Annotated in this window: 12 protein-coding genes; 7 read left to right on the top strand and 5 right to left on the bottom strand. The window is 71.3% G+C overall.

The window, feature by feature from the left end; all coding sequences use genetic code 11:
* The first annotated feature begins 28 nt into the window (after positions 1-28).
* The 3 genes from GTY58_RS17490 to GTY58_RS17480 all read left to right on the top strand — a co-directional run bounded on the left by GTY58_RS17490 (position 29) and on the right by GTY58_RS17480 (position 3,978).
* Positions 29-1,477 carry an NAD(P)H-quinone dehydrogenase gene (locus GTY58_RS17490; RefSeq protein WP_037644941.1) on the top strand — a complete coding sequence of 483 codons (1,449 nt, stop codon included), beginning with the start codon at positions 29-31 and terminating at the stop codon, positions 1,475-1,477.
* 177 nt (positions 1,478-1,654) lie between these two features.
* The gene (locus tag GTY58_RS17485) at positions 1,655-2,617 is read left to right on the top strand and encodes a DeoR/GlpR family DNA-binding transcription regulator (RefSeq protein ID WP_078234423.1); all 963 of its coding nucleotides are present in this window, start codon (positions 1,655-1,657) and stop codon (positions 2,615-2,617) included.
* Between the two features lie 374 nt (positions 2,618-2,991).
* Positions 2,992-3,978: a helix-turn-helix transcriptional regulator gene (locus GTY58_RS17480; protein ID WP_037644942.1), complete on the top strand. Its 987-nt coding sequence runs from the start codon at positions 2,992-2,994 to the stop codon at positions 3,976-3,978.
* Between the two features lie 278 nt (positions 3,979-4,256).
* Here GTY58_RS17480 and GTY58_RS17475 read toward each other — a convergent pair whose 3' ends face one another.
* Complete coding sequence (locus tag GTY58_RS17475) at positions 4,257-6,029, bottom strand: biotin carboxylase N-terminal domain-containing protein (RefSeq protein ID WP_010984767.1); 1,773 nt, start codon at positions 6,027-6,029, stop codon at positions 4,257-4,259.
* A gap of 401 nt (positions 6,030-6,430) precedes the next feature.
* Here GTY58_RS17475 and GTY58_RS17470 point away from each other — a divergent pair, with 401 nt between their 5' ends.
* On the top strand, positions 6,431-6,946 hold the full coding sequence (locus GTY58_RS17470) for a hypothetical protein (RefSeq protein WP_042493189.1): 516 nt from the start codon (positions 6,431-6,433) through the stop codon (positions 6,944-6,946).
* Here the strand turns inward: GTY58_RS17470 and GTY58_RS17465 are convergent, their stop codons facing one another.
* Positions 6,947-7,567, bottom strand: coding sequence for a nucleoside triphosphate pyrophosphatase (locus GTY58_RS17465; RefSeq protein ID WP_010984765.1), 621 nt, complete (start codon positions 7,565-7,567; stop codon positions 6,947-6,949). It lies immediately after the preceding gene.
* Positions 7,568-7,571: 4 nt separating this feature from the next.
* Positions 7,572-7,718, bottom strand: coding sequence for a hypothetical protein (locus tag GTY58_RS39665; RefSeq protein ID WP_010984764.1), 147 nt, complete (start codon positions 7,716-7,718; stop codon positions 7,572-7,574).
* A gap of 211 nt (positions 7,719-7,929) precedes the next feature.
* On the opposite strand from GTY58_RS39665, the gene GTY58_RS17460 reads away from it, so the two are divergent.
* Positions 7,930-9,057 (top strand): SGNH/GDSL hydrolase family protein, encoded by a 1,128-nt coding sequence (locus GTY58_RS17460; RefSeq protein ID WP_037644946.1) that lies wholly within the window; start codon positions 7,930-7,932, stop codon positions 9,055-9,057.
* A gap of 20 nt (positions 9,058-9,077) precedes the next feature.
* On the opposite strand, the gene GTY58_RS17455 is transcribed toward GTY58_RS17460, so the two are convergent.
* Positions 9,078-9,287 (bottom strand): acyl-CoA carboxylase epsilon subunit, encoded by a 210-nt coding sequence (locus GTY58_RS17455; RefSeq protein WP_010984762.1) that lies wholly within the window; start codon positions 9,285-9,287, stop codon positions 9,078-9,080.
* 16 nt (positions 9,288-9,303) lie between these two features.
* Positions 9,304-10,902: an acyl-CoA carboxylase subunit beta gene (locus GTY58_RS17450; RefSeq protein WP_010984761.1), complete on the bottom strand. Its 1,599-nt coding sequence runs from the start codon at positions 10,900-10,902 to the stop codon at positions 9,304-9,306.
* A 153-nt stretch (positions 10,903-11,055) separates the two neighbouring features.
* Between GTY58_RS17450 and GTY58_RS17445 the strand changes: the two genes are divergently transcribed.
* Both GTY58_RS17445 and GTY58_RS17440 read left to right on the top strand, forming a co-directional pair.
* Positions 11,056-11,931 carry a biotin--[acetyl-CoA-carboxylase] ligase gene (locus GTY58_RS17445; protein ID WP_010984760.1) on the top strand — a complete coding sequence of 292 codons (876 nt, stop codon included), beginning with the start codon at positions 11,056-11,058 and terminating at the stop codon, positions 11,929-11,931.
* Positions 11,932-12,267: 336 nt separating this feature from the next.
* The gene (locus tag GTY58_RS17440; RefSeq protein ID WP_078234483.1) at positions 12,268-13,344 is read left to right on the top strand and encodes an adenylate/guanylate cyclase domain-containing protein; all 1,077 of its coding nucleotides are present in this window, start codon (positions 12,268-12,270) and stop codon (positions 13,342-13,344) included.
* Positions 13,345-13,374 lie beyond the last annotated feature (30 nt).

Genomic DNA, 13,374 nt, shown 5'->3' with positions numbered 1-13,374 from the left:
GGAGAAGCACCTTGAAGCGTGCGGGACAATGGAGTACGTGACTCGGATCGTGATCATCGGTGGCGGACCCGGCGGATATGAAGCGGCGCTGGTAGCCGCCCAGCTCGGCGCGGAGGTGACCGTCGTCGACTGCGACGGCCTGGGCGGTGCGTCGGTGCTGACCGACTGCGTGCCGTCCAAGACCCTCATCGCCACGGCCGAGGTGATGACCACCTTCGACTCGTCGTACGAGGAGCTGGGGATCATCGTCGCCGACGACACCCCGCCCATGGAGCAGGCGGCCCGGGTGGTCGGCGTCGACCTCGGCAAGGTCAACCGCCGTGTGAAGCGGCTCGCGCTCGCCCAGTCGCACGACATCACGGCGTCGGTGACCCGTGCCGGGGCCCGGGTCATGCGCGGGCGCGGGCGGCTCGACGGCATGCAGTCCATCGACGGGTCGCGCAAGGTCGTCGTGCGGGCCGCGGACGGCGCCGAGGAGACCCTCGTCGCCGACGCCGTGCTCATCGCGACCGGCGGTCACCCCCGTGAGCTGCCCGACGCCCAGCCCGACGGCGAGCGGATCCTGAACTGGACCCAGGTGTACGACCTGGACGAGCTGCCGGACGAGCTGATCGTGGTCGGTTCCGGTGTCACCGGTGCCGAGTTCGCCGGTGCCTATCAGGCGCTCGGGTCCAAGGTCACCCTCGTGTCGTCGCGGGACCGGGTGCTGCCCGGCGAGGACCCCGACGCCGCCGCCGTCCTCGAGGACGTCTTCCGCCGCCGCGGCATGAACGTCATGGCCCGCTCCCGCGCCGAGTCCGCCAAGCGCATCGGCGACCGTGTCGAGGTCACCCTGTCGGACGGCCGGGTCATCTCCGGTTCGCACTGTCTGATGGCCGTCGGCGCCATACCCAACAGCAGTGGGATGGGGCTGGAGGAGGCGGGGGTCAAGCTCCGCGACTCGGGTCACATCTGGACCGACAAGGTGTCCAGGACCACGGCTCCGGGTGTGTACGCCGCCGGTGACGTGACCGGTGTCTTCGCCCTCGCCTCGGTGGCGGCGATGCAGGGGCGTATCGCCATGTACCACTTCCTGGGCGACGCCGTGGCCCCGCTGAACCTGAAGACCGTGTCGTCGAACGTCTTCACCGACCCCGAGATCGCGACGGTCGGCTACAGCCAGGCCGACGTCGACGCGGGCAAGATCGACGCCCGGGTCGTGAAGCTGCCGCTGCTGCGCAACCCGCGCGCCAAGATGCAGGGCATCCGGGACGGCTTCGTCAAGATCTTCTGCCGGCCGGGCACCGGGATCGTGGTGGGCGGTGTGGTGGTCGCGCCGCGCGCCTCGGAACTGATCCACCCCATCTCGATCGCGGTCGACAACAATCTGACGGTCGAGCAGATCGCGAACGCGTTCACCGTGTATCCCTCCCTTTCGGGCTCGATCGCCGAGGTGGCGCGACAGCTGCACACCCGAAAGACGGCCGGCGACGCCTGAGGCGACCGAGCCGCCGCGGACACCTTCCCGCTGGTCACGGGGAGTCGTCGACCATTCGGGCGGCATAGGCAGGCGGATTAGGCGCGTATACCACTTCCTGCCCTGCCATGCGAACAACTTCTGTTATTCGGCGCAAACTGCTGAAACCAGACGGTCGTTGGGGTTACTGTCAGTTTCGTGTTCGCTGCAGAACGTCGCCAATTGATCCTCGAAATGGTGCGAGCGAATGGGGCCGTGTCGCTCCGTGAGCTCGCCCGCGTCGTCCAGACCTCCGAAGTGACCGTACGGCGGGACGTGCGCGCACTGGAGGCAGAAGGACTCCTCGACCGCCGGCACGGCGGTGCGGTATTGCCGGGCGGGTTCACGCGGGAGTCCGGCTTTCCGCAGAAGTCACATCTCGCGACCGCCGAGAAGACGGCCATCGCCGATCTCGCCGCGAGTCTCGTCGAAGAGGGCGAGGCCATCGTGGTGGGGGCGGGGACCACGACGCAGGAGCTGGCCCGCCGGCTCGCGCGGGTGCCCGGGCTCACCGTCGTCACCAACTCGCTGCTGGTGGCCCAGGCGTTGGCCCATGCCAACCGGGTGGAGGTCGTGATGACCGGCGGCACTCTGCGCGGCTCCAACTACGCACTGGTCGGCAGCGGAGCCGAGCAGTCCCTGCAAGGACTGCGCGTGTCCCGGGCCTTCCTCTCCGGGAGCGGCCTCACCGCCGAGCGCGGCCTGTCCACCTCCAACATGCTGTCGGCGTCCGTCGACCGCGCGCTGGTGCAGGCCGCCGCCGAGGTCGTCGTGCTCGCCGACCACACCAAGCTCGGCACCGACACGATGTTCCAGACCGTGCCGACCGATGTCATCACGCGCCTGGTCACGGACGAACCGCCCGCCCACGACGACCGCGCGGCCACCGAACTCCAGGCCCTCGCCGACCAGGGCGTGCAGATCGCGGTCGCCGGGTCGGCGGCGGGCGCGGGAGGCGGCGATACGGTCCCGGCGGGGCGTCAGTCACGCCGGGACATGCCGCTCCCCGGTCCGCGCCGCGGCCAGGTCCCGGGCGCCGGGCCGCAGCTGCGCAGCACCACGGCCCTGGGCGAGCAGCAGCCGGGAGAGCGGGCGCGGGTCGCGGACCTGCGGCGCCGCTGACGTTCGTACCCGGCCGGTACGGGGCCTTCAGGGGTCCTCGGCGGCCGGGTGGACCGCTCGCCGCGCCCGGCGCGGCGCACACGGACCGTGCCGCCGGGCCGCCGCTCCCAGGCGCGCCGCGCGCCGCGCGTCGGCACACAGGGCGCGCGGGCCCCCAGGACGCTCCGCGGGCGCACCTGCCCCCGCGCTCTCTCCCACGCCCGCGCCCCGCACGGCATCCACGCGCTCCCTCCCGTCCCTCCGGGCTGCCCTGCGGCAGGGCATCGGGCCGGCCGGGGAGGTTTGGGGTGCGGGCAGGCGCAGTACTTTCTTCTCAGGACATCGAGGAACATCTCAGGACTTCTCATGGCGAGAGCAGCGCCGGGAGAGTGTGCATGGAGATCAGCGGTGCGGACGCGCAACGCGTACTGACACTGGTACGAGGAATCGAAGAGGCCGACTCCGTCGAGGAGTTCCAGGAACAGGCGCTGCCCGGGCTGATGGAGCTGATCCCGGCCGACGCGGCGCAGAGTTACCGGATAGCGGTCGACGGCGTCGGTCTGTCCACCCTCTCGCTGCCGACGGACTCCTTCCACGAGGACCCGATGGTCATCTACGACCATCCCCTCGACCACCCGCTGACCGAGGTCATGCTCCAGACGCCGACCCCGGAGGCATGGCGGGTGAGCGACGTGGCCGGCGACCGGCAGTGGGAACGCACCCACTGCTACAACCTGGACTTCCGCCCCTTCGGGTTACGGCGGCACCTGGTGGCGTCGGCCGGGTCCGACATGTCCGTGGTCGAGGGCTACGCACTGGTCCGCTCCGGCCAGGACTTCACCGAACGGGAACGCGACCTGCTCGGCTTCGCCCAGCTCCAACTCCGCGCCGTGCACAGGGCGCTGCGGGAGCGAGCCCGGTTGCGGCTGCTGGCCGCCGCCGCCCTGGAACTGGTCGGCGGGCACGACCGGGGTGTCGCCGCACTCGACGACGGCCGCCCGTACCCCCTCAACGCGGCCGCGGCCCACCTGCTGCCGGCCGTACGGCACGATCCCCGGCTCGGCCGCACCGAACCGTTCACCGCACGGGACGTCGAGGTGCGCTACGTCGCCCCCGCCGCACCCGGCCTTCCCGCGCTGCTCCTGCTCCGGGACCTCGGGCGGGGGCGGGCCGTCGCCCGGCTGTTCGGCGTGACCGACCAGGAGCACCGGACGCTGCGGCACCTCGACAGCGGCCTCACGGCGACCGAGACGGCCCGGCGGATGGGGCTGTCGCCGACCACCGTGCGGGGCTACATCGCCGCCCTGCACCGCAAGCTCGAGGCCGGGCACACGGCGGCGCTGCTGCGCCGGGGACGGGACCTCGGACTGCTCGCCGACTGAGACGATCTGTCGCGACCCGTCAGAATTGACGGATGGCCATCGGCCGGGCCTCCCGGTTCACTGGAGGGGTACAGCGCCGCACAGGCCGCTGCGCGCCGCCCGGAGCCGCCCGGGAGCCGCACAGAGCCTCCCGGCGCCGCACAGAGCCGCACAGAGCCCACGGGGGACGGGGGAGACGAAGCGCCCGGCGGACCTACTGCTCAGGTCCGCCGGGCGCTTCGGGGAGTCGAACGACCTCTCGGCCGGTCCTCCGGCCAGTCTTCCGGCCGGTCCTCCGGTCAGTCCTTGATCTCGCAGATGGCGGCGCCGGAGGTGATGGACGCGCCGACCTCGGCGCCCAGACCCTTGATGGTGCCGGACTTGTGCGCGTTCAGCGGCTGTTCCATCTTCATCGCTTCGAGTACGACGACCAGGTCGCCTTCCTGGACCTCCTGGCCCTCCTCGACGGCGACCTTGACGATGGTGCCCTGCATCGGGGAGGCGAGGGTGTCCCCGGAGGCCACCGGGCCGGACTTCTTGGCCGCGCGGCGCTTGGGCTTGGCGCCCGCCGCGAGGCCGGTGCGGGCCAGCGACATGCCGAGGGAGGACGGCAGGGAGACTTCCAGGCGCTTGCCGCCGACCTCGACGACGACGGTCTCGCGACCGGGCTCCTCCTCGGCGTCCGCGTCGGTGGGGACGGTGAACGGCTTGATCTCGTTGACGAACTCGGTCTCGATCCAGCGGGTGTGGACCGTGAACGGTTCGGCGGAGCCGGTGAGTTCGGGGGCGAACGCCGGGTCCCTGACCACCGCGCGGTGGAACGGGATGGCGGTGGCCATGCCCTCGACGTTGAACTCGGCCAGGGCGCGGGCGGCGCGCTGGAGAGCCTGTTCGCGGGTGGCGCCGGTGACGATCAGCTTGGCGAGCAGGGAGTCCCAGGCGGGGCCGATCACGCTGCCGGACTCGACGCCGGCGTCCAGGCGCACGCCCGGGCCCGACGGCGGGGCGAAGGTCGTCACCGTGCCGGGGGCGGGCAGGAAGTTGCGGCCCGGGTCCTCGCCGTTGATACGGAACTCGAAGGAATGACCACGCAGCTCGGGGTCGCCGTAGCCGAGTTCCTCGCCGTCGGCGATGCGGAACATCTCCCGCACGAGGTCGATGCCGGCGACCTCCTCGGTGACCGGGTGTTCGACCTGGAGGCGGGTGTTGACCTCGAGGAAGGAGATGGTGCCGTCGACACCGACGAGGAACTCGACGGTGCCCGCGCCGACGTAGCCGGCCTCCTTCAGGATCGCCTTGGAGGAGGAGTACAGCTCCTCGACCTGGGCGTCCGACAGGAACGGCGCCGGGGCCTCCTCGACCAGCTTCTGGTGACGGCGCTGGAGGGAGCAGTCGCGGGTGGACACGACGACCACGTTGCCGTGGGTGTCGGCCAGGCACTGCGTCTCGACGTGCCGGGGCTTGTCGAGGTACCGCTCGACGAAGCACTCGCCGCGGCCGAACGCGGCGACCGCCTCGCGGACCGCCGAGTCGTACAGCTCGGGGACCTCTTCGAGGGTGCGGGCCACCTTCAGACCGCGCCCGCCGCCACCGAAGGCGGCCTTGATGGCGATCGGCAGACCGTGCTCCCGGGCGAACGCGACGACCTCGTCGGCGCCGGAGACCGGGTCGGGCGTGCCCGCCACGAGGGGGGCACCCGCGCGCTGCGCGATGTGCCGGGCGGCGACCTTGTCGCCGAGGTCGCGGATGGCCTGCGGCGGCGGCCCGATCCAGACGAGGCCCGCGTCCAGGACCGCCTGGGCGAACTCCGCGTTCTCGGAAAGAAAGCCGTAACCCGGGTGGATGGCGTCCGCACCGGAATCCTTGGCGGCCTGGAGCACCTTGGCGATGTCCAGGTAACTGGTGGCCGGGGTGTCACCGCCCAGGGCGAACGCCTCGTCGGCCGCCCGGACGTGCAGCGCGTCCCGGTCCGGCTCCGCGTACACGGCCACGCTCGCGATCCCGGCGTCACGGCAGGCCCGGGCGACGCGGACAGCGATTTCGCCACGGTTGGCGATCAACACCTTGCGCACGATGACTCCCTCTCCTTGAAACAAGCCGAGTTTAGGGACTGCCGACACGACGTTACGACCCGTCCCCAGTGGTGAGCTTGCCCACACGGAGCGTGAGTCGAGGCTCACTCCACCGGCGAAAACCCTTGTCGCATCGCAGGACGCGGGAATCCTCCGCAAAACCCTAGCCCCCCGATGTGGTCAAGGTCTCTGTGAGGCCGCGCTGCGCCCGGTCGCGTTTCTTTGTCGAGTCCCTACTAATGGCCCAACGATTCTTTGCCCCCGGCAGACCTCTTGTCCCGCGGTTTACCCTCCCCCAAGCTCTCAACTACGTTCGAACAGGGGGGACCCCCATGTAGCGTTCGCGATGTATCGAACGTACTAGGGGTAACAGGAAACGCGCTCGAAAGTGGGTGGGGCCGGTGGTGCGTAGACCGGTGGCATGGGTGGTCGCGGTCGTCCTCTTCGTGGAGGCGCTCGGCATCGCGCTGCTCAACTGGTTCCTCGGGGTGATCGTCGACCGCCAGCACATGTCCCTCGCGGGGCTCGATCCGAACGCGATGTCCGTTTCCTCGAAGGCCGGCGGTGTGGTCTTCGGTCTCTACTTCGGGCTGTGCGGCCTCGTCGCGCTGCTGGTCGGCGTCCGCGACCGCTCCCCGGCCGGCCTCGGCCGCATCCTGCTGATCAGCGTCGCCGTGGTGCATGGGCTGCTGGGCGCGTTCGCGTGGGGGCTGGTGGGCCGGAGCGCGTTCCTGTTCATGATGGGGGTGCTCGGGCTCATCGTGCTGCTGCTGATGACGTACGACCGCCGGGAGGGCCCCGCGGACGCCGTGGACGCCGACGGCGACCCCAAGGGGAACGGCGACCCCAAGGGTGACGGCGACAGCGTGAGCCCGGGACCCGCGCCGGTCACACCCCCGGCTCCCAGCACCCCCTGATCACTTCTCCCGGGGCGTCCACAGCTGCGTGATGCCGACGCCCAGTTCGCCGAGCAGGCGGCGCACCGTCGGCAGGGAGATGCCGATGACGTTGCCGTGGTCGCCGTCGATGCCCTCGATGAAGGGGGCCGAGCGGCCGTCGAGGGTGAACGCCCCGGCCACGTGGAGGGGTTCGCCGGAGGCGACGTACGCGGCGATCTCCTCGTCCGTCGGCTCGCCGAAGCGGACGACGGTGGACGCGGTCGCCGAGGCGTAGCGCTTGCTCGCCGTGTCGTAGATGCAGTGCCCGGTCTGGAGGGTGCCCGCCCGGCCGCGCATCGCCTTCCAGCGGGCGGTGGCCTCCTCGGCGTCCGCGGGCTTGCCGAGGGCCTCGCCGTCCAGGTCGAGCACCGAGTCGCAGCCGATCACCAGTGCGCCCTGGACCTCGGGCTTCGCCGCCACGACGGAGGCCTTCGCCTCGGCCAGCGCGAGGGCGAGTTCGGCGGGGGTCGGTGCGCTCAGGCGGTCCTCGTCGAACCCGCTCACGATCACTTCGGGGTCGAGGCCGGCCTGCCGCAGCAGGTTGAGCCGGGCGGGGGACTGTGAGGCGAGCACGAGGCGGCGGCGCGGCTGATCGGTCATGCGTTCAGGGTATCGGCGCCCCGCATCCGAAGCCGAGGACGATCATCGCGAGCAGCATGGCCAGCGCCATGAGAAAACCCAGCCGCCGCAGCATGTCCTGCGTCTTCCGCAGCTCCTCGGGCGGCTCGTTCTCGGGGTCGGACCACAGCATGCTTCGAGCGTGCGCGGCCGACCGTCCGCGCGCCTGAGTACACGTACTCAACTTCACCAAACGGTTCTGAGGTTCCATTAAAGCTCTGGACTTGCTACCGTCACGACATCAGCTAAAGGGACTCCAGTTCCCTTTAGGTCGAAAAGGCCTGTTCGAAAAGGCCTGTTCGGAAAGGCCTGTTCGGAAGGGCCTGTGGAAGGAAGTGTGTGCCGTGTTCACCACCGCCTGGACCGCCCCGCCCCAGCTCCCCAGCGAGGGCTTCACCCCCAACTGGTCGAGGGAGGGATTCTGGCGCCAGTCCCTGCGCCAGGTCGTACGCCTCACCGCGGGCGGCGGCCGGGTCCGGATCCGGCTGTCCCACGCGTACGGGACCTCGCCGCTGAAGATCGCGGGCGCCACCGTGGCCCGCACGGCCGCGGGTGCCGCCGTCGAACCGGGATCGGTGCGGCGGCTCACCTTCGGCGGCTCGGGCGCCGTGGAGATCCCGGCGCGCGGTCAGGTCCGCAGCGATGCCGTCGAACTCGCGTCGGCGGCCGGGGAGGCGGTGACCGTCACGCTGCATCTCGACGCCGTCACCGGTCCGGCGACCTTCCACGCCCAGGCGTTCACGAGCAGCTACCGCGGTGCCGGGGACCGGCTGGAGGACGTACGGGGTGACGGCTTCGGCGAGTCCACCGAGTCCTGGTACTTCCTGACGGCCGTCGAGGTCGACGCCGGCCGCACCGACGCCGTGGCCCTCCTCGGCGACTCCGTCACGGACGGCTTCGGCTCCACCCCGGGCGCGGACCGCCGCTGGTCCGACGCTCTCGCCGGGCGCACCGGACGGCCCGTGCTGAACGCGGGCATCGGCGGGAACCTGCTGCTGAACGACTCCGCCTGGTACGGCGAGAAGGGCGTCCACCGCCTGCGCCGGGACGTCCTCGGCCACGAAGGCGTCGACACCCTCGTCGTCCTCCTCGGCCTCAACGACATCGGCTTCAGCGAGACGGACGAACAGCCGACGTACAAGCCGGCGCCGGTCGTCGAGGCGGACGAACTGATCGCCGGGCACCGGGAGTTGATCCGCCGCTCCCGCGGACGGCTACGGGTTGTCGGCGCGACCCTGCTCCCCTTCGGCGGCTCCGACCACTGGGGCGAACACGCGGCCAAGGTGAGCCACGAGGTGAACGAGTGGATCCGCCGCTCCGGCGAGTACGACGCGGTCGTGGACCTCAACCGCGCGCTGGCCGACCCGGCGGACCCGGGCCGGCTGCACCCGGCGTACGACTTCGGCGACCACCTGCACCCGAACGACGCGGGGTACGAGGTGATGGCCGAAGCCGTCGCGGGAGTGCTCTGACGCCGCTTTCGCGACAGGCCCTAGCCGGGCCAGTACGTGCGGCTCCACGTCGTCGGGCCCGGCTGGGGCAGCCGGTCGGCGGCGATGCGGGCCGGGTCGGCCCAGGAGTCCCGCGGTCCGGGCGCGCCGGACGGCACCGAAGCCGCCGCCGCGGCGCGCGCCCGCACCACCGCCAGTGCGGCGGCCAGCTCCTCCGGGGTCGGATTGCCCCGTATGACCTTGATCGTCACAACTGCTCCCAGGGCTCTAGAGGGGGATGTTGCCGTGCTTCTTCGGAGGCAGGGATTCCCGCTTCGTACGGAGCTGACGCAGCCCCCGTACGACATGGGCGCGGGTGTCGGACGGCATGATCACGCCGTCGATGTAGCCGCGCTCGGCCGCCGTGTAGGGGTTGAGCAGCGTGTCCTCGTACTCCTGGATGAGCCGCCGGCGGACCTCCTCGCGCTCCTCCTCGGGTGTGGCGGCGATGGTGCGGCGGTGCAGGATGTTGACCGCGCCCTGCGCGCCCATCACGGCGATCTGGGCGGTCGGCCAGGCGAGGTTGAGGTCGGCGCCCAGGTGCTTGGAGCCCATGACGTCGTACGCGCCGCCGAACGCCTTGCGGGTGATGACGGTGATCAGCGGGACGGTCGCCTCGGCGTACGCGTAGATCAGCTTGGCGCCGCGGCGGATGATGCCGTCGTGCTCCTGGCCGACACCGGGCAGGAAGCCCGGCACGTCCACGAAAGTGATCACCGGGACGTTGAACGCGTCGCAGGTGCGCACGAAGCGGGCGGCCTTCTCGGACGCGTCGATGTCGAGGCAGCCCGCGAACTGCATCGGCTGGTTGGCGACGATGCCCACCGGGTGGCCCTCGACCCGGCCGAAGCCGGTGAGGATGTTCGGCGCGAACAGCGGCTGCGTCTCCAGGAACTCGGCGTCGTCCAGGATGTGTTCGATCACCGTGTGCATGTCGTACGGCTGGTTCGCACTGTCGGGTACGAGGGTGTCCAGCTCGCGGTCCTCGTCGGTGAGGGCGAGGTCCGCCTCCTCCGGGAAGGCCGGCGGCTCGCTGAGGTTGTTGGACGGCAGGTACGACAGCAGCTGCTTGACGTACTCGATCGCGTCCTTCTCCTCCCCCGCCATGTGATGGGCCACGCCCGACACCGCGTTGTGCGTGCGGGCGCCGCCCAGCTCCTCGAAGCCGACGTCCTCGCCCGTCACCGTCTTGATGACGTCGGGGCCCGTGATGAACATGTGCGAGGTCTGGTCGACCATCACCGTGAAGTCGGTGATCGCGGGGGAGTAGACCGCGCCGCCCGCGCACGGGCCGACGACCAGGCTGATCTGCGGGATCACGCCCGAGGCATGGGTGTTGCGGCGGAAGATCTCGCCGTACATGCCGAGGGCCGAGACGCCCTCCTGGATACGGGCGCCGCCGGAGTCGTTGATGCCGATGACCGGACAGCCCGTCTTCAGGGCGAAGTCCATCGCCTTCATGATCTTCTGCCCGAAGACCTCGCCGAGGGCACCGCCGAAGACGGTGAAGTCCTGCGAGAACACGGCGACGGGGCGGCCGTCCACGGTCCCGTACCCGGTGACGACACCGTCTCCGTACGGGCGGTTGTTCTCCATGCCGAAGTCCGTGGAGCGGTGCTGCGCGAACTCGTCCAGCTCGACGAAGGAGTCCTCGTCGAGCAGCAGCGCGATCCGCTCACGGGCCGTCAGCTTGCCCTTGGCGTGCTGCTTTTCGACGGCGCGCTCCGAGCCGGCGTGCGTCGCCTCCTGGATGCGGCGCTGCAGATCCGCGAGTTTGCCCGCGGTGGTGTGGATATCGGGGTGGTGCAGCTCTTCCGGCTCGGACATCGGGATGCGGCTCCCTGCCTGCTCAATGGGGACGTGAGGGTGACGTGTTCGGTCCTGCTCGAGATCCTGCTGAGGGTTTTGCTACTGACTCGTAGGGTAGTGGCGGCGATACCTTTCGGCAGTGCGGCGTTTACCACACCTAGGGTGGGTTGCATGACGCCGAAAGATGCTTCTGACGCCCATGACGGTCGCTGGTCCGATCTGGACCGTCCGCCCTTGAACGCCGCTTCCCTGCGGCGCGCGCTGGTGCGGGAGGGGAGCCTGTGGTCCTCGCTCGACGTCGTACCCGTGACCGGCTCGACCAACACCGACCTGGCCGCGCGGGCCGGGACGCTCGACGAGGGCGCCGTCCTCGTCGCCGAGGAACAGACCGCCGGGCGCGGCCGTCTCGACCGGCAGTGGACGGCTCCGGCCCGCTCCGGCCTCTTCTTCTCGGTACTGCTGAAGCCGTCCGAGGTGCCCGTGCACCGCTGGGGCTGGATCCCGCTGCTCACCGGAGTCGCGGTCGCGACCGGGCTCTCCCGTGCGGCGGGCGCCGACACGGCGCTCAAGTGGCCCAACGACCTGCTGGTGAGCGTGGGCGGCCAGGAGCGCAAGGCCGGCGGCATCCTCGCCGAGCGCACGGGCGAGGACGGGGTCGTGGTCGGCGTCGGCGTCAACGTCACGCTCCACGAGGACGAACTGCCCGTGCCCGCCGCGGGCTCCCTCACCCTCGCGGGCGCGGTGAGCACGGACCGTGACCCGCTGCTGCGGGCCGTGCTGCGCTCACTGGAGCGCTGGTACGGCACCTGGCGCGAGGCGGACGGCGATCCGGCGGTGAGCGGCCTCCAGGAGGCGTACGCGGCGGGCTGCGCGACGCTGGGCCGGACCGTACGGGCCGAGCTGCCCGGCGGCCGGTCGCTCACCGGGGAGGCGGTGGCCGTGGACGGGGACGGCCGGCTGGTCCTGGCCACGGCGGAGGGCGTGCAGCAGCCGGTGGGGGCGGGCGACATCGTGCATCTGCGACCGGCGGGAGCGGGAGAGATGTGATCCCGGGTGCGGGAGGGGTACCCGGGTCTGGCGGTGGAACGGCGCGCGGGTCCGCCCGGGCCGGGCCGTTGAACGGCGCGTACGGCCGTTCCGTACGAGACTGGACAGTACGACTCGGGAGTGAGCCACAGCACACCTGCCGTAGAGTTGAGCGCGGTCGATACCTGACCGCGGCAGATCGGAAGGGCAGCAGGCGTGACCGTCGACGACACGGGTTCGGGCACCGGTGTACACCCCGCCCCCGACGGTGAGCCGGGGCCTACCGCCAGGCCTGTCAGCGACGCGTCGCCCGCGCGGGTCGACGCGCACGGTGGCCGTACCGATGCCCACGACCGGGTGGACGGGCACGAGGAGCCGGAGGAGAACCCCCTCGCGCTGCGCCTGGAACAGCTCATCCTCGGGGCGGAGCGCCGCTACACCCCCTTCCAGGCGGCCCGCAGCGCGGGTGTCTCCATGGAGCTGGCGTCCCGCTTCTGGCGGGCCATGGGCTTTGCCGACATAGGGCAGGCCAAGGCGCTGACGGAGGCGGACGTGCTGGCGCTGCGCCGGCTGGCCGGTCTGGTCGAGGCGGGGCTGCTGAGCGAGGCCATGGCGGTCCAGGTCGCCCGTTCCACCGGGCAGACCACCGCCCGGCTCGCCGAGTGGCAGATCGACTCCTTCCTGGAGGGGCTGACGGAGCCGCCGGAGCCGGGCATGACCCGCACCGAGGTGACGTACCCCCTCGTCGAGCTGCTCCTGCCCGAGCTGGAGGAGTTCCTCGTCTATGTCTGGCGGCGCCAGCTCGCCGCCGCGACGGGCCGGGTCGTACAGGCCGGGGACGACGAGGAGATGGTCGACCGCCGGCTCGCCGTCGGCTTCGCGGACCTGGTCGGCTTCACCCGCCTGACCCGCCGCATGGAGGAGGAGGAACTCGGCGAGCTCGTCGAGGCCTTCGAGACCACGGCGGCCGACCTGGTGGCCGCGCACGGGGGACGGCTCATCAAGACGCTGGGCGACGAGGTGCTGTACGCGGCGGACGACGCGGGTGTCGCCGCGGAGATCGCGCTCCGCCTCATCGAGACGATGGCGAACGACGAGACCATGCCGGAGCTGCGGGTGGGTATCGCCTTCGGCACGGTGACGACCCGCATGGGCGACGTCTTCGGTACGACGGTGAACCTGGCCAGCCGGCTGACCTCGATAGCCCCCCGGGACGCGGTCCTGGTCGACGGGGCGTTCGCGGAGGAGCTGACGCGTACGCGTGAGGCCCCCGCCTCGGAGGCGGAGGCGGCCGAGGCCGCGGCCGCCGCGGAGAAGGAGGGCGAGGAGCCGCCGACGTACCGCTTCGCGCTCCAGCCGATGTGGCAGCGGCCGGTGCGGGGCCTGGGTGTGGTCGAGCCGTGGCTGCTCACTCGGCGGAGCGGGGAGTCCTAGAGCGGGTGTTCCGGGTCGTGGCGGTCGGAT

The sequence above is a fragment of the Streptomyces sp. SID5469 genome, from assembly GCF_009862865.1.
GTDB lineage: Bacteria > Actinomycetota > Actinomycetes > Streptomycetales > Streptomycetaceae > Streptomyces > Streptomyces avermitilis.
Note: the sequence above shows the minus strand (reverse complement) of the source record. Positions and strands in the feature narration are given on the sequence as shown.

Bases quoted from the DNA above. Each gene is read 5' to 3' on its own strand.
- GTY58_RS17490 (WP_037644941.1), top strand. From the start codon at position 29: ATGGAGTACGTGACTCGGATCGTGATCATCGGTGGCGGACCCGGCGGA.
- GTY58_RS17480 (WP_037644942.1), top strand. From the start codon at position 2,992: ATGGAGATCAGCGGTGCGGACGCGCAACGCGTACTGACACTGGTACGA.
- GTY58_RS17465 (WP_010984765.1), bottom strand. From the start codon at position 7,567: ATGACCGATCAGCCGCGCCGCCGCCTCGTGCTCGCCTCACAGTCCCCC.
- GTY58_RS39665 (WP_010984764.1), bottom strand. From the start codon at position 7,718: ATGCTGTGGTCCGACCCCGAGAACGAGCCGCCCGAGGAGCTGCGGAAG.
- GTY58_RS17450 (WP_010984761.1), bottom strand. From the start codon at position 10,902: ATGTCCGAGCCGGAAGAGCTGCACCACCCCGATATCCACACCACCGCG.
- GTY58_RS17445 (WP_010984760.1), top strand. From the start codon at position 11,056: ATGACGCCGAAAGATGCTTCTGACGCCCATGACGGTCGCTGGTCCGAT.